Genomic DNA, 19,863 nt, shown 5'->3' on the forward strand with positions numbered 1-19,863 from the left:
TCACGCCACTGCCAGCACAAACAAGAATCTGGCAATAGCGGGAAGAAAGTCAGGATCGACATCGCAGAAATCAAAACTGATCAGAATGACAGTTCGCGAATCAGTACGGCGGACACCACTTTCCAGCCGCGAATCAAAAGGCTTTGCGCCTCACCGTCCATCACCACCGTGCCGCGCAGCACCTGCGGCTGAGCACGATAATCGTCAGGTAAACTGAGCAACACGCGATAAACGGCCTGTTCGGGATGCAGCTTGCGTTGTGCATCGCTCAGCGTGGCAATATCGCCGCCATAAATCGATGCCAGTTCCGGTGCGGCGTTCAGATCGCGGGTTGCCGTGCTGGCAATCTCCACAATGGTGAGCGGCAGCGACGAACGGCTCACATCCTGTAAATAAAACGTCCCCTTTGCACCCGTGCGAAGCCGCTGCCAGTCTTTTTCCGATACGAACGCTTCCACCAGCCCGCCGGTTGGCTTGGTGACAACCGCCAGCCATTCACCCTGCCCCAGCCACTCACCGGTTTCCAGCGGCGTTGTCATGTCAGCCACCACACCGTCTATCGGCGCACGCACCGTCAGTTGTTCAGACTGACGCTGCAAGACCTGTAACTTTTGCAGCGCGGCTTCGTGCTCCTGCTTTACCCGCTGGTGATCGCCAGCCGCTTCCTTGTTGAATACCTGAAAGGTGCTTTGCCAGTTCAGCGTGGCAATTTGTCGCTCTAGCTGTTTCTGTTCGTGCGCCAGCGCGTCAGACGACAGCGTAAACAGCGTTTGTCCCGCTTGTACAGGCTGACCGACCTTCACGTCAATGCGCTGAATCATCGCGGGCACGGGCATATACAGGCTGCTTTGCTGTTCCGCTCGCAGCAGCGCCGGGGCGTACACGCCGCGCTGCCAGGGAATCATCAGCAAGAGCAGAACCACGGCGCTCACAACCAGCGTTGTCGTCATATTACGGTTCATACGATAATCCTTACGGCGTTTACTCCATTCGCGCACTTCATTTACCACCGGCATCACCACGAAGTAGCCGATTTCAATCGCGAAAAGCAGCATCCCCAGTAGTTTGAACGTCATGTGGTAAACCAGAATCGCGATACCGGTAAACAGGAAGAAACGGTATATCCACACCGCGAAGGCATAGCCCACCAGCGTGCGCTGTAGCCAGCGTGGAAAGTGCTCCGGCGGCGCATCACCTAAGCCGAACAGCCATTCCCGCATCTGCCAGCGGCCGATAGCGAAGCAACGGTTTTGCAGATTCGGCATCTGCAATCCATCGGACAGCAGGAAATAGCCGTCGAAGCGCATCAGTGGGCTGAGATTAATCGCCAGCGTCATAATCCAGGTTGTCGTCGCCAGCATAAACGCGGCGCTGCGCAGCATGCCGTCCGGCAAGAAGCTCCATGCCAGCGTCGCCCACGCCGCCAGCACCAGCTCGGTCATCATGCCCGCTGCGCCAATCGCCATCCGCTGCCGGCGGCGGGTGAGCTTCCACGAGCCGGACGTATCGGTGTACAACACCGGCATCATCACCAGAAATGCGACGCCCATCGTGGCAACCCGCGCACCAAAGCGCTTGCAGGTGTAGGCGTGACCGAACTCATGCAGAATCTTGGTAAAGCACAGCGTCAGCCCCGCCAACGCTGCGCCTTCCAGCGTGAAGAAGTGCAGAAACGTATGCTTGAACGTTTCCCACTGGCGTCCGGCGAGGAAGAGCCCCAGCACGGCCACCAGCAGCGTCAGTTTGAGGAAAGTCCGGCTGAAAAATGGTTCGACCCACGGCAGCGTTGCGCCCAGAAAGCGATCGGGGTGCCATAAGGGGATGCGAAAAAACAGGTAGTTCTTCAGCAGTTTGCGCCAAATCGAAACGCGTGACTGTTCCACCTGACGAGAAAACTGCGCCAGCGCCTCATCGCCGGAAACGCGCGTCAGGCTGTTAGCCTGCAAGAAGCGATTGAAGTACTGCACATCGCTGTCATCGAGCGTCAGCGCAGAAGTCTGGTTAACGTCGGACACGATCTGCGCCGCGTTCCCCATCGACCAGCGCGATAGCATCGCCATTTCTGCCCAGCCGATACGAAAATAGAGACCACGCAGCGGATCTTCCAGCGTCCAACTGGGCGACCCGTCGCGGTTAGCCGGCCCGGCGTGCAGGATCAGTTCATCGCGCAGCGGGCTAAGCCCAGCGGCTGGCGTTGCACCTCCGGCCATCGTTAGACGCCCAGCCAGACGCGCAGAGATGCCAGCGGTTTACGCAGCAGGTAAACGAACAATACCGTGCGTTTCCCGTACAGCTTGGCGGTCCCCTTCAGGCCCACGCGTAGCTGCGGGTCATCCTGCGTAAAGCGCGCCCGCAGCCGATAGGCCATCACATTATCCGGCGTTGGCGCGGCGCGGTAGCCAATCTGCTCAAGCCGCGCGTCCTGTGCCGAATTCGGTGCAACATTGAGGAACAGACGCACGTCCGCACCATTTTCCAGCGCAATCGCATCCGCCGCAGGCAACTGGATCTCCAGCTCAACATCATGTGGATCGGCAATCATCATGATGCGTTCTCCCACCGCCACCGAGCGCCCAATCCAGTCGCTGCTATCGTCAAAAATCGCCACGCCGTCACGCGGGGAAGCGAGCTGCATGCGTTCCTGCTGACGTTGCAGAAAATCCATCTCGCTCTGTGCCTGTTCGCGGCGGCTTTGCAGCACGGCCAAACTGGCTTTGCTGTTAGCATCGAACAGCGCCTGCTGCTGTGCCTGACGATACTGAGCATCGGCGGTAGCAAAAGCCTGTCGGGCCGATTCCAGCCGGTTTTCCAGTTCGCGTACGTCCAGTCGCACCAGCGGCTGATTAGCACTGACAGTCTGATTAGGGCGAACCAGTATGTCATCCACAACGCCTGCCACAGGGGCGCGCACCATCACCGGACGATGCGCGACGATCTCCGCCGGAGCCAGCACCGACTGGCGAACCGGGATCAACAAGATCAGCACCAGCGCCACGATCGCAGCAACGATCAAACGGCGTCTGGCAGGTGGCGTTTTCGACGGACGACGACGTACTTTACACAGGCTCGACCAGGCGTGAGCGTAGGCGTCTGCCAGTTTTTCCAGCAGCACAATCTCGGCAGGCAGCCACGCGCTGTCCCGTGCTAACACCAGCACCAGCGGCGTATCGCCCTGCGGTAAACGCAGCGGCAGCCAGAGTAAAAATTCTGGCAGATGTTCCTGCCACAAAATTTGGTCATCGGCAGGCAGTTCGCGGCATTGCAGCGTCTGCGTTTGACGTCCTTCTTCCTGCCACTGGCGGCACAGGCGGCTAAATTCGGTACAAAACGGGGCGTTGTGATCGAGCGAGGCCAGCCCGGAAGCCGCCTGCAAGCGCCGTTTATCGCAGTCCCACAGCAGCGCCTGCCGATACTTCACTAAATTATGCGTCTCGTTAACGATGAAAAACGCCAGCTCATCCAGCGTCTCACGTACTCTGGCACGGCTTTGCAGCTGCAACAGCTCGGCTAGCAGCGCCAGCCGGGTGTCCTGTTCCGTTTGTACTACCGTTGTATTCCGTTCAGTCATGGTGACACGCTACCGGCATCAGGCGGTACGATTTGCGCCACGCCGCTCATGCCCGGCAGCAATCCAGCGGTAGACTGGGTAATGCGGCCAAAGACTTTTACCGACTGACTAACCGGGTCGATCGCCGAAGAGAGTCGGCTGATTTCCGCCGGATAGCTCAGGCCGGTTTCATCCAGCACGACCTGAAAGGCGCTGCCCTGCTTTAACCACACCAGCCAGCGTGACGGCACAATCATTTCCAGCTCGAACGCGCTGTCATCATAAATCGCTAACAGCTCTTTCCCTTCCGGCACAGATTCCCAACGCTTCACCTTGGTTTCCGTGACGCGACCGGAGAACGGCGCTTTAATCACACAGCGTTGCAGCATGGCGCGATTAACGCCGCTTTCGGCCTGCGCCATCGACACCGACGATCGCGCCTGATCGACATCCGACAGGCTGATCGAATTGAGCTTATCCAGCCGATCGGCAATCGCCAGCTTCTTACGCGCGGCATTCTCTGCGGCGTTTGAGTAGTTCAGCTTTTCGCGCAGCACGGTGCAGTCAAACGTCACCAGCGTATCACCCTGCTTGAAGTGTTCGCCCTCTTTCACCGCAATATCCGTCACTTTCCCGGCAATTTCGCTGGATAACACGGTATAGCGCTGCGCACTAAGCTGTACGCGAATATCTCCCGTCGTCGCAGCCTGCCCCAACAGGGGCAGACCTAACGCACTGACCAGCAACAGCGGACGCATCATGCCAAAAGCCATTAACGCGAACCTCCCGCCTGTAGAGATTGCAGGTTATCCCACATATCCGTGTTCACCACGCGATAAGGCTTACCCGCGCTAGCCGACGATGCCGTCGTCGACGAGGCAATTGGCTTCACCGCAGGCGCAGAGGATAGGGTAGATGCTGTTTTAGTCGGCGCCGTCGTGGTGGCAGGCGTAGCCGGTGTTGCCAGAGACAGACGTGGTACCGCAACGCTGCCTTTCTCAAGGTTACCCGTGGTGCGGGCAATCGAGCTGCTCAGCGCCGCCAAACTGACATCGCTCACGTTATCCGGCAGTACATCCAGCCCGGCAGCCTGATACACCGCGCCCAGCGCGTTCTGCACATCGGCAAAGCTGCGGTCGCGCGCGCGAGTCGTCAGAATGGTTTCCGTACTGACGCGCACCTGTTCCATTTGCGTTTCGGCACGATGCTGTACGCTGAGCGTGGTCTGGTTGAGGATGCCGCGCTGAATCCGCGCCAGTTCCTGATAACGGCCAAACATCTGCGTACTCTGCTGATATTCCTGCCAGGCGACGTTCACCTGCGTCAGCACCGCCATGCGCAGCGCCTGACGACGAACTTCCGCCAGATCTTCATTCGCCTGTCCGGCACGTTTCACCGATGACCACGACAGCACGTTCAGCAGGTTGCCGCTGACCTGAACGCCCGCGTTCGCCCACTGGTGATTGACCAGATAGCTGTTGCTGTCGCCGTTGATACCGGCAAACAACGACACGCCCGGCAGCAGACGCAGCAGTGATTTACGGGTTTCCAGTACGCTATTGCGTGCCAGATAGCTCTCTTCGCGCACTTCCGGGCGTTTAACCATCGAGAAGTTTTCCAGATCGTCGAGCGAGTAGGCCATCTTCGGCGCGACCAGACTGCTTTCGCTCGGTACGACGACATCGTATTTGCTCGACGGCGGCAGGTTCATCAGCGCGGCCAGACGGGATTTCGCCACCACCAGATCGCTGTCGACAATCTCTAACTGACGCACCATCTCCAGCATGTTTTTCTGGAAACGCAGTGCCTCAACCGGTGCCAGCAGACGCTGTTGTTCGGTCTGACGCGCATATTCCAGCGCCTGACGCGCCTGCGTCAGCGCGGTCGTCACTTCCGGCTGCAAGCGCTGTGCCGTTGCCGCTTCCCAGTAGGCCGTCCGCACCTGACGGGTAATATCCGCGACCACGCGACGACGGCGCTCTTCCGCCGCCAGCGATTTGTTCGCCTGTACTTTGGCGTTGAAATAGCTGATACCAAAATCCAGCACGTTCCAGCTCATCGTCAGATCGGCGGTACGCTGGGTCTGATCCTGACTGGTGGACGCTTCCAGCGACTGCCGACCCGTAGTGACCGACTGGCTGCTCGAACCGGCCACATTATCGCGGGTTTGTAGCCCCGCGCGCGCGGTCAGTTTCGGTAACAGCATGTCCAGATTCTGTACGCCCAACAGGTCATCTTCCATCGCCTGTTCCAGCAGCGCGACCCGCTGTTGCAGGTTATATTTCAGCGCACGGGCAATCGCTTCATCCAGCGTAATCGTGCCGCGCACCGGCTCCTGATTGGCGAACATCTGTGTTCTGTCGCTCAGCGCCTGTGCAACCTGTTGTTCGATCGTAACCGGTTCAGGTTTGACGGCACAGCCAGCCAGCCCCAGACAGGCAAGGGCTACCGCGATCCGTAACGCCCGGGAACCCGCGGTGCGTGGTGTAGCCTCATGTTGAACGTTCTGCTGCTGACTGTCGTGTTGCTGGCTATCCCAGAAATGCGCTATGTGCTGATTCACCCGGGTTCTCCCCATCTTCTATTTGTCTGTTCCCTTCATCTGGCAAACTCCCGCCTGCCAGCGCCAGGGTTAGTGGTTAAGTAAATAAAATCTCGTCTTAATATTCAGCCTACGTGTGCTATGTACGCAGGCTGCTCAGTTCACTGAGTGCCGCCAGCAGCGCATCCTGTTCAGGCTGATGCTGACGCAGCTGTTCGGTAAAGGCGGTTTTCCCCGCAGGCGCTAACCGCTCTGCATCGCGGTTTTCTGTGGGGAGTGCATCAGAGTGGACAGGCAGTTGCATCGCACCACGGTCAGTTGCCATCTCTGCGCCATCGCCCTGCCCGGTTTGCAGCGTAATCGGTACGATCCGGCTGCTACCGTCTGTGGCCTGTGCTTTCAGCGCCAGTTGGATCTGATTAACCTGCACCGCGCTGGCATCGGTAATACGCACCACGCCGTTGCGGGCATCGAACTGCACCCACGCAGGCAGCGGACGCCCGTTCGCCAATTGCAGCGTCAGCGTGGCATTGCCTTCACGCACGCTGAACATGCGCTGAGGCAGGCTAAAGGCGAGCGCGCCGGAGGCATCCGGCTGTAACGCCCCCTGCACGCTGCTGAAAGCCGACTCCAGCGCCGTTGTCTGACCGCGCACGCTCAGGAACAGGTTGGAATCAGCCGGACGCAGCGCGGCGTTATCACGTGTAGACGCTTCAGCGCGCGAAGAGAAGTTGACCTGCTCCAGCGTCGGCATCAGCGATGACATCACCGGATCGAGCACCCAAGGGGCATCCGACTGACGTGCCGTGTCGGCATCGCGCTGACGCACAGGTTCGGCGACGATGTTGGTTGATAGCGGTTGCGCTTCCGGGCGAGACAAATCGGCGACAATCGCTCCCAGCGGCTGGTCGCGCTCTCTTTCGCTCGAATCAACAGGCAGGCTCACGCCCTGCTGCACCAGAATCACCGGTGCCGCTGTTGCAGTGTTATCAGGATTGACTGGCTCTGTTGGGGTGCCAGGGTCGACTGGCGTTGAAGCGGCATTGATCGTCAGCACCACATTCAACGGCGTCGCGTTACCTGCGCTGTCCGTAGCGGTAATCGTCAGGTTAAACGTTCCCGCCGTTGACGGCGTGCCGCTGAACGTCCGTGTTGCACTATCAAAGCGCACACCTTCTGGCAGTTGAGCGCCATCAACGGTAAACGTCAGCGCATTATTTTCAGGGTCGGTAAATAGCGTACCCGGTAAGGTATAAGACCAGTGGGTGCCCGCCTGTGCCGTTGGCGGCGTGAACTGCTCAGCATGACCAACCGGCGGCAGATTCACCTCTCTCGACAGCGTAACGCCGAGCGCCTGCGCCGCAGAATCAGCTGCGCCGTCATTGAACACCAGCGTCAGCGAGGCCGTATTTCCCGTCAGCGGGGCGCTCGTCGCCCAGCTAATCTGGCGTGCCAGCACTGTCGCATCTGCACGGGAAATGGTGGCAGTGAAGGTCACGGTGAGCTTGCCGTCCGCCTGCGTGAAGGTCGCTACCGCTTGCCCGTCTTTGCTAATGACGCCATTCGCTAAGGTGAAACCGTTGCCCGCAGTAAAATCGAAGCGATCGCCGGCTGATGCCGTTTCACCACGCTGTAACGTGATTGAAGCATTCTGATAATTTCCCGCACCGCCGCTCAATGCATCGAGTTCCGCATCGCTGAGGACGATAGACGGTGCAACGATAATTGCCGGGCCATCGACGCGATAAACCGGCAGACGAGCGACTTCATCCAGCACCGACACACCGTTGCCAAGCGCAATCAGACCACCGTCAACCGGCAGCAGATGAGCGAAGCTCGTACCTGCGTTTTTCAGCGTATCGAGTTTTGTCAGCGTCTGGTCGTTCAACACATAGCGAGCGAGCGCACCGTCGCTTTGCGTGACGTACAGCACCCGCGCATCCGCAGAAAGCGCAATATCACTCACCGTGCCTTCTGCCGCGACGCGAGCCAGATGCGTGAAGGTTCCCGTAGCGGTATCCAGCGAGAAGGCATCAATCTGCCCTGCGTTGGCGACAAAGATGCTACGTCCATCGGCGCTGACCGTTATCTGCTCCAGCCCTGAGAGTTGTACGGTATTACCTGTCGCGTCGGTAAAGTCGCGGACATGTCCCAACGGCGTCAGTTTGCCGCTGTCGTCACGCTGATAAACGATCACCGTCGCACCATTGCTTGGATCGGTGGTGACAAATAACAGATTACCGCGGCTAAGAATACTGGTTGGGGCCCACAGATAAGGCGGATTATTCATATCGCCGCCCAGCGCCTCAACATAGGTTAACGCCCCTGTTGCGGTGTCCCGGCTGAAATAGGCTAACTGGTCGCTGTAGCTATTGATGAGGTAAAGATTCTTCCCATCATCAGACAACGCAATCCCTTTGATATTATTCAGGTTGCCATTATCAATATCATAATCACTTGCTATCGTGGCCTTATGGGTCAACTCACCGTTCGCATCCCGGCTAAACCAGACAATCGCGTTGCCGTCGGCACGCAGCGCATACACGCTGTTACCCTCGGCGGAAACCTGTAGCTGGCTTATTCCGGTCACGCCCTCTGCGGCGGCGAAGGTACGCACATAGGTTAATTCGCCGCTGTTCGCATCACGCTGGAATAAGGCAATCGCGCCTTTATCATCGCTGACATACAGCGCCAGCCCGTCTGTCGTGCGGGCGGCAGCCGTCACCGTGCCCAGCCCGCTAATTGCGGTGTATGTATTCACCAGACGCAGTTCATCGGCAGAGAGCACGGGATCGTTTGCCACGACAGGCGTGTCGTTGATCGCGGTGATTGCCACCGACAAGGCTGTGACCTGAGAATCCAGATAGCGATCGGACAGCATCACCGTCACCGCAACCTGTGCGGCAGGCGTGCGGCTGTCGCTGGCGTAGGTAATCTGGCGCAGCGTATTTTGCACATCTTCCGTGGTCGGGATCGTGCCTGCATTCGCATTGAAGCGAATCGTCAGCACACCATCCTGATTACTGACCTGACCGATGGTGACGCCGTCTTTCTGAAGCGTATCGCCGGATAGCGTCAGGCCGTTTTCGGCACTGAAGCCCAGCTTATCCAACGCTGTTTTGCCGTCGCCCAACGTAATCTTCAGCGTCGCGCCGTCGTAGTTGCCCTTGCCACCGTTGAGTTTATCCATCTGTGCATCGGACACCGTTGCGTCCGGTGCCAGCACGATAGGGTCGGCACGTTCGGTATACGTCGGCGTCGTGCCCGGAATCGTGATAACCGGCGCAGTATTGGCTTCTGCCGCAGGCACCAGCGTCAGCGTAATCGCCTGATCCAGCTTGGTTTCCGGTGCGCTGCCGTTATAATTATTTTCCTTAATCATCAGGGTAACGTGGCGTTCCCCGCTCGGATTGCTGCCCAGATAGTTGTAGCCGATGCTGTCAATAATCGCAGCGGTTCCACTCGCGTCTCTCCCGACATACAGGAGAACCGTCGCTTTACCGTCTTTAACATCAACGGAATATTGTAAACCGCTGGCGGTACGCGGCGTCCCGTTGGATTTTTCGAGCACGATCGTGCTGCCATCGACACTGATCGTCTCATTTGGCCCTGACGCATCAAATGTCAGCACCACCTGCCAAATGGTCTGCCCACTCTCAATGGTGTCGATATCGGTATCTTTAAACAGCTTAACGAACTCGCCGTTGCTCGGAATCTGTGGGTTGAGCACCGTCGTCGTCAACGTTGACGGATCATTCACACCGATGAGATTGACAGTGATATCCATGCTAGTGGTGTTATTGTCACCGTCATTCATGCTGAAGGTGAATGCTGGCGACGAGCCCGCCTGTTCAGGATCCTGACTGGTGTTGTGATAGGTGATCTGGCGCAACACGTTCTGTGCATCAGCTTGGGTTACCGCTGCGATAAATTTAACGGTCAGTTCCCCATCTACCTGGGTAAACGTGGCGATTGCGACGCCACCTTTTAGGATAGCGTCATCATCAAGCGTTAAACCGTTATCCGCCTTTAGGCCAAAGGTATCTTCCTGTTGCCCACCTTCCTGTCGGCCCACCGTGATGGTGGCACCGTTATAGTCGCCCACACCGTTATTTAGCGCATCTAACTGCGGATCGGACAGGCGGCCTGATGGCAGCAGCACCGTAGCATCATTGCCTTCGGTATAGGTTGCGCCAGCCGTACCGACATTCAGCACATGAACCTTATCGCCGCCAACCAGGTACAGTTGCTTGCCATCTGCACTCAACTCTATGTTTTGCAACGACGAGAAACTGATACCGAGTGAGCTATCCCAGCCGCTGCTAATCGTCTGTTTCAGCGTCAGGCTGCCATCTTCAGCGCGGGAGAAAATAGTGATGTTCTTCCCGATCACAAATAGCGCGGTACCATCAGCAGAAACCACCAGGTTGCTTGCCAACGCTTCACCCGAGTCGCCTCCATCATCGGCAAACGGCTCCGTCGATACCAGCGTGAGCGCACCATCGGCCCCCACTGTTATCGTATTGAGCGTATACTGAATTCCATCAGCATTAATCGCATACAGGGTTTTGCCATCAGGTGAAAGGGCAAGTGAATTGATGTAGTACAGGTCATCGCCTTCAGCACGAATCTGGGAAACCTGAGTCAACTTGCCTTCAGCATCAATACGGAACCCAGTGACACCAACTGTATCGCCTAAACCCGACACAAACAGGTAACGCCCATCTGGATCAAGCACAAGACGGCTCGCCCCAATCAGATTATCGGCCTGAGAAACCGATGTCAGTTTGCCGTCCGCTTCGCGCTTAAATACCAGCACGCTGCGGCTTTCATCATCACTGCCAGACTGGGCAACGGTGAGATAGAGGTAATCGCCTTGAGAAACGATGTGGGAACGCACATCCAGCGAACGCCCGCCCAACTCCGCCTGATCCAGAACGCCTGCTTGCGTCAGTTCACCGTCACTGCCAACGCGGAAAAGGGTCACCGCGTTGCCTTCACTACCGACTACATACAGGTATTGTCCATCAGAGGACAGAGTGACGTCTGATGCGCCAGCCAATCCGGCATGGTCCACAACCTCATCGTTTTGTTCCGTCTCTTCGTTATAAACGGATCGATAGTTAAAGAAGGTCTGCGACAGAGTGAAATTGCCTTCCTCATTGCGCACAAAGACGCTCAGCACTGCCGAACCACTCTCTGGTGAACTCACGACATAGAGCGTTTTGCCATCCGCAGAGAGTTCGCTGTCTTTCACCCCGTTAAGCACATCCACATAGCTATTGGAGTCATAACCATCAAGGGTGCCGACATTCTGCAGGGCGCTGGATTCACCGCCGATTGTCGGCATTTGTGCAGGATCGGAAGCAATACTCAGCGTCAGCGTCTGCTCTGCCTGTGCCCCCGATTCATCGCTCACGACGACGGTAATAGCAAAAGATCCTGCACCATTGAGCGCTGACGTACCGGAAATCGTACGTGTTTCAGGATCGAAGGTTAACCCAGCAGGAAGGCCGTTCACCTGCCACGTCAGTACGCCATTTTTAGGATCGCGGAACAGATCGTCAGGGAGAATTTGCTCATAATGCTGCCCGGCCACACCTGACGGCGGGGCGTACTCTACGTTATCCACCACTGGCGGCTTATTCGGCACCAGCGTCAATAGCAGACTGGTATCCTTAGCGCCATCGCTAAAGGTGACTTTCAGCGGGATCGACGAACCCGCCGTGTCGTCGCCGTTGCGGTAAGTCACCTGATGCAGAACCTGATTGGCGACCGCTTTAGTGACACTTTCGGTAAAGACAATCGTCACCGCGCCTTCACTCACGTTGAAGGTGGCAATGGTCGCCCTCTGATACTGAATCTCGCTGCCGGACAGCGTCAGATCGCCCCCATTCTGGAAAGCAAAATGGTCATTTGTCGATGCTTCACCGTTACGGCTAACGGTAATCGTCGCCCCCTTGTAGTCATCGGCAGCATCCAGTTCCGGATCTGACAACGTGACGCTCGTGGCAAACGGCATGTCCGCTGTCTGGCTATAAGGTGCATTTGCCGCCGCAGTGAGCACATTCAGCCCAGCAAAGAACGTGCTCACCCCAGCATAGATATTCTTACCATCCGCACTAACGGCGAGATGGTTGACGGTGTTAACAGAGAGCTCAACGCTATTGCGGTACGTTAACGCACCGGAATCGCTATCGCGACTCAGCACCAGCAGTAACTTACTGCCGAACACCGCAACATACAGCGCCGAACCGTCTTCGGAAATCACCAGTTCACGTAATGCCAGTGCGTTCGCAGGAATATGGCCTGCACTATACAGATTCAACGTCCCAGCGTAGGTCAACTCTCCTGAATCCGTATCACGACTGAAAACCGACACGGTACCCTGCGAGTTTGATGACACGTACACAAATCGGTTATCCGGTGAAATAACGATATCCTGCAACCCGTCAAGATAACGATCATTTTGCGGAATCTCCGCGCTGTTCGCATCAGCTGCGATCGTACTTTTATTAATCGTGGTGACATAGCTCAGGCTACTCGTCTCCACATCGCGTGACAGTACGGTAATGCTGTTATTCCCCAGGTTGGAGATATAAGCCGATTTCCCATCGCTGGACAGCACAATGCCACTTGGACTTTTCAGCGGAATCGTATCGCTGCCAACCAGTGAACCGACAAACGTCAGCGCACCCGAAGTGGTATCACGTGAGAAGAAAACGACGGCGTTTTTAGTCGTCGCGCCATCGACTGGCGTCACGCCGTTAATGGCATACAGCGAGGTGCCGTCGTCGGACAGCACGATCTCAGAAATCGCCGCATCCAGACCACTGACGCCATTCACACCTTGTGTAGCGACAATCCCGACATAGCTCAACTGTCCCGTCGTAGCATCGCGGCTAAACTGCACCAACGAGTAGGCACTTCCGCTTCCTCCCGCAACATACACGCTGGAACCATCTTTTGACTGCACCAGCGTGGTAATCGTGTTCAGACCGTTAACTTCAATCGCAGGAGTGGACGGGTCATCCTGTTCGCCCTGCGTGAAGCTTTGTAATAACGTCAATTCACCGGTTTCTGCATCACGGGCATAAACACGCAGATAGGTCTTACCACCGTTATTGTTCCCTTCACTGCCAGTGACCAGCAGCGTTTTTCCATCCTGAGAGACGCTGATCGCCGAGACGCGTTCGTTATAGCCACTTAGCGTCCCCGCGTTGTAAAACAGTGTGGCATCAGGGGAGTAGGTCACCTCGATCGTCGGCACGTCGTTTAAAGCCAGATTAACGCTGCCAGATACCGTCAGCGTCGCGGTATCACTTCCGCCATTGGCAGTGCCGCCGTTATCCTGCAACTCAGTTAGCGTAATAGTACGCAAGCCGCTGGCGCTGGTGCTCTCTTTGCTGGTTGAGTAGCTCAGGCCATCGACCAACTTCATCATCGCCATGCTGCTGATGCCCTGAGCACGGCTTAGTACCAGAGAAGACTCACCGCTTAGGGCGTTATAGGTGTAGGTATACTGGTAGCCGCTTACCGTCGTGCCCGCGCTGTCCTTACTCAGATCGATAACCGTACCATCCACCGTCAGGTATTCTTGATACGGGTTTTTTAGGCCATCAATACCGATCGACAGTTTGGTCAGCGCCTGCCCGGCTTCTCCGGTGTTAACCACGGTGTCTTTGAACAACGTGACGGACGTACCGCGCGTATCCAGCGTCAGGTTACTTCCGCCCTGACTGACCAGCGTCGGCGCACTATTCACTGTCAGCAATAGCGCGACAGTGGTCACCGTGCTGTTCAGTTCGCCATCGCTCGCCGTCACCGTCAGCACCACCGTTTCGGCAGAGCTCTGGCTGCCAACATTGCGGTAGGTGATCTGTTTCAGGACGGCATTGGCGGTTTCTTTCGTCACATCAGCGGTAAATGTCACGCTGAGCACGCCCTGATTCTGCGTGAACGTCCCAATCTCTGTGCCTAATTGCAGAATTTTTCCATCTTGCAACACCAGGTTGTTATCTGCACTGAAGCCGAATCGATCGTCTGCGGAAGGCGCTTCACGACCGATAGTCACCACAGCGCCGTTATAGTTGCCTGCACCGCCGTTTAACACATCCAGATTGCTGTCGGAAAGTGCGATATGATCGGCAAACAGTAAGTCGCTGCCGTAGAGATAAGTGCGTAATGCGCTAAAGCGCTGGATGGTCTCGCCAGCAATCAGAAGTGATTGTCCATCGGGCGACAACACCATGCCGCGTGTATCACCAATATTCGTAATCTGGCCGCTTTCCTTCAGGCCCCCCGTCGATACATCGACGCTATAGATCTGCAACTCGCCTTCGCCGCTCAGTGCATAAAGCTGGCTACCGTTGGCGTTAAAATAGATCGCATTAACGCCTGCCAGCGTTTTCGTGTCCGTGTGAACCAACGTTTTCCCATCAGTTCCGTCACGCAGTTGATAGACGCTGATTTCGCCGCTGCCAGGATCGGCAATGTAGATGAACTGCTGATCCTTCGAGATCGCCAGTTGATAATCTACCGCGCTATAACCTTTCCCAACCGTTTCCAGCGTGGCGACGGACGTTAATGTTCCGTCCTCACCCCGTTGGAAAATCGATAGCGTATGCTTCGCCCCCATTCCAATCGTGGCAACATAGTTACCGCTGCTCGCTACAATACCGCTGCGCTCGATCCCGCTGTCACTCACGCGCTGAAGAAGCGTCAGACCGCCCGTCGTCGCATCGCGAGTAAAAGTGACCATGCCGTTCCACTGCGTGGCGATATAAACCTGGGCACCATCACTGGAGATGGCCAGTCCGGTAATATTGCCGTTTTGCGAAGCAATAACTTGGGTATACACCGGCGATTCATCGCTGCCACTCAGGCGAACCACTTGTCCATTGCTATCGAGGCTCAGCGCAACGATATTGCTATTACCACTGATAGCGTACAGAGAACGGTTGTCCGCGCTCAGTACGACCTCTTTCACATCCTTGAGCGCGCTGATGCCGCTCAGCGTTTGGTTCAACGTGAGTTTGCCGTACTCGCCTACGGTAAAGACCCCCAGCGTGCCATCACTTCCGATGGCGTAGGCATAATCGCCAGTACTGGAATAGCGCACGTCCTGTGGCGACGCCATACCCGGAACAATAATGAGTTCAGCCAGTTCAGGTGCATCCGATGCGGATACCACGGGTGCCACATTGATCTTGCTGTCGATAGTGACGGTAGCGTGGATATTCAGATCGGCAGTATCGGTATCATCGCCGCCTTCATCACTCAGGCTTTTCAGCGTCACCACAACATCACCGCCAGCCACAGTGTTGTCTAATGGTTTATAGGCAATGCCGTCGATCAGCTTAGCGACGTCAGTCGGTTCAAACGCTTCAGATGAAGCAATGCTAACGGTGACGGTTGTCGTCGCGCCACTGACAGCAACGGTATAGCTATATTGACCAGCACCAACAGTCGTTTTTGCCCCATTACCAGACTCTAATGTAATTTCAGTGCCATCAATGACTAATGCCTGATTCGCGCCCGTACGGTTGACGGTAATCACCAAATCTTTCAGCGTCTGTCCGTCTTTATCTGCCGATACGCGAACGTCGCTGAACAGATCAACCGGTTGGAAGCTGTCGCTGCTGTCGGTGATGCTGACCGTCGCCTTAACCGGCGTGGCATCGACGCCGGGTGCGGTGTCCGTTGCCGCGACGGTCGCCGCCACATCCACTGCCGTGACCACAGCAGCGGCATCAAACATCATGCGCGGTTCCAATACCCACGCCTGACGCGGCGTGCGCGTTAAGCCTGAACCAGATTTTGAGCGGGAAAAAGTCATCGTGTCATGTCCTGTAATGAAAGGGGCAAATCGCGTCATTCCTGGCTACCTTCAGCGGTCATTCAACAAGCCGAACATAGCCGCCCTCGGTTTCGATCTGGCCGGCAATACGATCCAGACGTCGGATCAATTGATCCTCAACACCCTCAGCACCGAAGCCTGCACCATCGATAAAGCTCATCCGTTTCTCACCCTCGGTACAAATCAGCAGACCCGGCGTCGCTTCGGCGTCGAACAGGTTGCGGCCAAAATCCTCTGGGTCGCCGGGACGAATGCCGACAAAATAGAATTTGATGTTGCGCGCACGAAAGCTGGAACACAGATCGCGGAAGCGCTGCGCAGCAAAGGTACGGGCGGGATCCGAGCCGGTTTGACCACTGAATGCATTGCGGTTGAAGTTATAGCTATCGGTATCAAACCAATCACCGACGGTGTTAGCCATCATCACGATCACTTTTTGCCCGTCACCGTTGCCGTCCAGATTGAAATCCAGCGGCAGCGTGGCATCCCCCCAGCCGTCTGAACCGCGCATGTTGGGTGACAGCGCCGCCCCCGCCCATGACATTCCGATGGCGTAGTTCACGTTGAAGCGGGCAGAGAACTGATCGATACGCTGATTCAGCTTGCTTTCTTCATTGGTCAGCGGCATCAGCGCGGCATTCGGGCAGCCTCTGTCCGCCACGATAAAGCGGGTATCGACTGCGTCGGAACCGTTATTCCATGGATAGAGATCGGGATTGGGGCCGCGCCAGGAGATCGGTGGTGCGCCGGGGCTACCGTTTTGCGGCAAGTCGTGGCGGTAATAGATCTGGAATTGGCCGACGGGCGGTTCATCCCAGAAGAAATTTTCTTCCCGCCCCAGCCCGCGATACATGCACAGCAGGTTGGCACGACGGTCTGGGAAGCGGCGGTCAGCCAGACTACTCACCACGCCGCTGGCAAACAGCGAACGCAGCTCTGGCGGGTTCAGTGCACTCGGTGCAGACCAACGCCGAATGCGGTTGGCGTCTTCCGCGTCGTACACGCTCACCGACTGGCTATACGGCACCAGCGATAGCCACAGGTTGTCACGTTTGCCGTCTGCGCTACTCAGCATGCGCTCGACGAAACTGCGGCTAACACTTTTTAGCGAACGGATATCTCCCTCACTCATATCCCCCGTCACTGGCATGACAAAGGCAATTTCGGTCGGCCGATTGATGACTTCGGCGGTCGAGAACACTTCCTGCTTCCTCGCCCCGAGGCTCAGCAAACTGGGCTTGGTTTCGAAGGCGACGGTGACGGTATAGGTTTTACGCGTCTCGCTGTTGCGCCCTTCCGTGACGGCCACATCGCCTACCTCCAGTTTTTCACTCAGGGCCTTATTCATCCCCAGATTATTTTTGACGTAGTCATACGCCAGCTTATTGGTCTCTTCCTGACTGTATTCTTCGCCATTAATGGTCGCCTGATGTCCGACGGCCAGCGCAGCGGCATCCGTCGCGCGCTTGATTTGCGTGGCATCACCGGTTGCCGTGGAGGTATCCACGATAAAAGCCGCCGTCACCAATAACGCCATCGCACCCAGTGCATAGAATCCGGTGCCCGCGCCCTCTTCCTCCTGAATAAAGGCAGACAGGCGTTCACGCCAGAACAGAGTAATTCCGGTAGCGTCTTTTTTTACTCTTCTGTTCTGTAAGGTTTTTTTCATTCCTTCCTATCCTGTATTCCTGGATTCAGCGCGTACTCAACCCGCCCATAAAACGGGAAAATAAAAACGACATTGCTCATATGCTTATAGATTTTTTAAGTGTTTCATTATTCCGGTAACGAGAACCTCGCTGCCGTTTGCGGTCTATTGCCGCTTCTGTGTTTTGTATAAAATGTCCGGTATAAAACCCGTCGCTATTGATCTTTTTCTTCCAGACCGGCCTCTTTTCTGAGTACCTCGTCCAGTTCAACCACGTCGACAGCGACCCGGTTGACCGACGATGCATGCAGCAGACCGCCCAGCGACAGGCCACCCAGCAGGCTCACATCTTTTCCCTGACGGCAGATCTCGACCACAATCATGGAGATATTTTTGCTGCCCTCTTCACGGTCCCTTTCCGGCAGTTCAGGGAGGTATTCTTCTTCCGGCAGGGTTTCACTTTCTGCGCACAATGCCTCTGCCGTACCTCTGCTCAACTGCCAGTGCAGCTCACCCGTCTGGCGCACGTTGCTGATTAACAGCTGGTAATTACCTAAACCTTCCGTTGGCAACACCGTATCGAGCAGCCCCTGTAGTCCACTTTCATCCAGTTCCTGCTGCATCGCTAATATTGACGCGATGGCACCTGCACGCTGTTCCATACGCGTGCGCTCAAGCCCGACGGTATAGATATCCGCACACAGCGACCCTATCGCCAACACAATTGGAAACGCCAGCGCCGTTTCTACCGCGGTAGAAGCACGGCGAGAAAACCAGAAGCGGCGCATCCCGCTCAGGAAACGGCTGGTTTTCAGGAAACGATCAGTCATTGCGCAGTTCCGTCCCAAACACATGTTTGTACTGATAGCGGAAGGTGTCACCCAGCGTTAACACTTCCGGCAGCGGCGTAATAAACGCCTTTTTAATCTGTACCGTCACGGACCACACCGGCAGCGTTGTCGTTTCCTCACCGTTCGGGTTGTCCTGACTGCCATTGCCGTTCGTCAGCCCGCCAAGCTGGCTCAGATTATCGAAGTGCAACACGCTGACGGTTAAATCGTCTTCCTTGAGGTAGCCGTATCCCGCTTCAACCATGCGCGCCTTTAGACGGGTTCCCATCTGTTCCGCGCTGTCCGATGCGAGATTATCGAGGCGGAAAGCCTGCACGGCTTTATCCAGCGCGGCGCTGCCAGCGGCAATGACCAGCCCGATACGCGCCAGTTCAAACAGCATCATCACCCCGACCAGCACCACCGGCACCAGAAACGCCACTTCCGTCGCGATCACACCGCGCGTGCTGCGCCAGTGACGTTCATGGCGCGGCACGATACTTCCATCACCACGCCACGGGCCGAGATTACGAAGCCACGCCATTACTCAGGCGTACTCAATTGCAGGCGTTGACGGCTGGATAACAGCAGCGCTTCACCACGGGATTTATCCTGCTGCATCTGCTGTAAACGCTGATTCAGCTCGTCAATCAGGCCATCAATACGCTGCGGCTGTGCAATGGTCGCCAGCGCCGAACGCGCCTCATCGTCTCTGCCGCCAGAGAGGTAGGCCAGTGCCAGATTCAATCTGCCCGTCGCGTTGCTGTCATCCACCGAACGCAGCAGCGAAATCGCTTTGTCCGCGTTGCCGCTTGCCAGCCATGAGAGCGCCAGATTGTTGAGTGCCGCGACATCTGCCGGGTTTATCTGCAATGCTTTTTCAAACAGCTGACGCGCTTCGGCGTGTTTACCTGAAGCATCCATCACCACGCCCATGCCATTGAGTGCACCAGCGTCGTTCGGCTGTGCTTTCAGCGCACAGGCAAAGTCGGTTTGCGCCATCGCATTACGTCCTAATGCCAGCTGCGCACGACCCATTCCCAGACACACCGCCAACGCTTCTTCCGGCGTCATTTTGTTGGTATCACCGCCCAGCGCCTGACGTGCTCGTCCGTACAGCTCCAGCGTTTGCTGCGGTGAACGCGCCAGAGCCGCCACGCTGGCATACTCCAGCATCTCTGCGCCTTTCAGCGCATCGCGGCTGTCGAGGCGCGCGTACACTTCCGTCGCCGCTTCAACACGCCCCTGATCGCGCAGCAGACGTGCCAAACGCAGGCCTTCATCTTTACTGCCCTTAATCGCCATCGAGCTGCCGCATCCCGCCAGCACGGTACTGACAATCAGCAGTGCCAGCATGGGAGCGCCGCGCTTAAGTTTTGCTACCAGATCGACCATCTTCGATAACTCCATCGGTTGTAACCGTTGCGATTTCCGGCG

The 19,863-nt window shown here is 56.6% G+C and carries 9 protein-coding genes; all 9 read right to left on the reverse strand.

The genetic code is table 11. The features are described from left to right. Nucleotides 1–80: 80 nt before the first annotated feature. The 9 genes from Q3A88_RS06560 to Q3A88_RS06600 all read right to left on the reverse strand — a co-directional run bounded on the left by Q3A88_RS06560 (nt 81) and on the right by Q3A88_RS06600 (nt 19,821). Nucleotides 81–2,210, reverse strand: coding sequence for an HlyD family efflux transporter periplasmic adaptor subunit (locus tag Q3A88_RS06560; RefSeq protein WP_110164235.1), 2,130 nt, complete (start codon nt 2,208–2,210; stop codon nt 81–83). A 2-nt stretch (nt 2,211–2,212) separates the two neighbouring features. Continuing rightward, on the reverse strand, nt 2,213–3,568 hold the full coding sequence (locus tag Q3A88_RS06565) for an efflux RND transporter periplasmic adaptor subunit (protein ID WP_110164236.1): 1,356 nt from the start codon (nt 3,566–3,568) through the stop codon (nt 2,213–2,215). Next, nucleotides 3,565–4,320 carry an efflux RND transporter periplasmic adaptor subunit gene (locus Q3A88_RS06570; protein WP_010282272.1) on the reverse strand — a complete coding sequence of 252 codons (756 nt, stop codon included), beginning with the start codon at nt 4,318–4,320 and terminating at the stop codon, nt 3,565–3,567. Before Q3A88_RS06570 ends, Q3A88_RS06565 begins: the two co-directional genes overlap by 4 nt. Continuing rightward, on the reverse strand, nt 4,320–6,110 hold the full coding sequence (locus Q3A88_RS06575; RefSeq protein ID WP_317177616.1) for a TolC family protein: 1,791 nt from the start codon (nt 6,108–6,110) through the stop codon (nt 4,320–4,322). Before Q3A88_RS06575 ends, Q3A88_RS06570 begins: the two co-directional genes overlap by 1 nt. Nucleotides 6,111–6,228: 118 nt before the next feature. Continuing rightward, nucleotides 6,229–15,927, reverse strand: coding sequence for a beta-propeller fold lactonase family protein (locus tag Q3A88_RS06580; protein ID WP_317177617.1), 9,699 nt, complete (start codon nt 15,925–15,927; stop codon nt 6,229–6,231). Between the two features lie 58 nt (nt 15,928–15,985). After that, nucleotides 15,986–17,617, reverse strand: a complete 1,632-nt coding sequence (locus Q3A88_RS06585) for a Tad domain-containing protein (RefSeq protein ID WP_317177618.1) — start codon at nt 17,615–17,617, stop codon at nt 15,986–15,988. Nucleotides 17,618–17,811: 194 nt separating this feature from the next. After that, nucleotides 17,812–18,426, reverse strand: coding sequence for a TadE/TadG family type IV pilus assembly protein (locus Q3A88_RS06590; RefSeq protein ID WP_110164240.1), 615 nt, complete (start codon nt 18,424–18,426; stop codon nt 17,812–17,814). After that, nucleotides 18,419–18,970, reverse strand: a complete 552-nt coding sequence (locus Q3A88_RS06595; RefSeq protein WP_317177619.1) for a hypothetical protein — start codon at nt 18,968–18,970, stop codon at nt 18,419–18,421. Before Q3A88_RS06595 ends, Q3A88_RS06590 begins: the two co-directional genes overlap by 8 nt. Next, complete coding sequence (locus tag Q3A88_RS06600) at nt 18,970–19,821, reverse strand: tetratricopeptide repeat protein (protein ID WP_039555606.1); 852 nt, start codon at nt 19,819–19,821, stop codon at nt 18,970–18,972. Before Q3A88_RS06600 ends, Q3A88_RS06595 begins: the two co-directional genes overlap by 1 nt. Nucleotides 19,822–19,863: the final 42 nt, after the last annotated feature.

Source organism: Pectobacterium sp. HCp5_1, from assembly GCF_032905925.1.
Classification (GTDB): Bacteria; Pseudomonadota; Gammaproteobacteria; order Enterobacterales; family Enterobacteriaceae; genus Pectobacterium; species Pectobacterium brasiliense_A.

Excerpts from the sequence above, each read along its gene's own strand:
- Q3A88_RS06560 (WP_110164235.1), bottom strand. The coding sequence starts at position 2,210 with ATGGCCGGAGGTGCAACGCCAGCCGCTGGGCTTAGCCCGCTGCGCGAT.
- Q3A88_RS06565 (WP_110164236.1), bottom strand. The coding sequence starts at position 3,568 with ATGACTGAACGGAATACAACGGTAGTACAAACGGAACAGGACACCCGG.
- Q3A88_RS06570 (WP_010282272.1), bottom strand. The coding sequence starts at position 4,320 with ATGGCTTTTGGCATGATGCGTCCGCTGTTGCTGGTCAGTGCGTTAGGT.
- Q3A88_RS06580 (WP_317177617.1), bottom strand. The coding sequence starts at position 15,927 with ATGACTTTTTCCCGCTCAAAATCTGGTTCAGGCTTAACGCGCACGCCG.
- Q3A88_RS06585 (WP_317177618.1), bottom strand. The coding sequence starts at position 17,617 with ATGAAAAAAACCTTACAGAACAGAAGAGTAAAAAAAGACGCTACCGGA.
- Q3A88_RS06590 (WP_110164240.1), bottom strand. The coding sequence starts at position 18,426 with ATGACTGATCGTTTCCTGAAAACCAGCCGTTTCCTGAGCGGGATGCGC.
- Q3A88_RS06595 (WP_317177619.1), bottom strand. The coding sequence starts at position 18,970 with ATGGCGTGGCTTCGTAATCTCGGCCCGTGGCGTGGTGATGGAAGTATC.
- Q3A88_RS06600 (WP_039555606.1), bottom strand. The coding sequence starts at position 19,821 with ATGGTCGATCTGGTAGCAAAACTTAAGCGCGGCGCTCCCATGCTGGCA.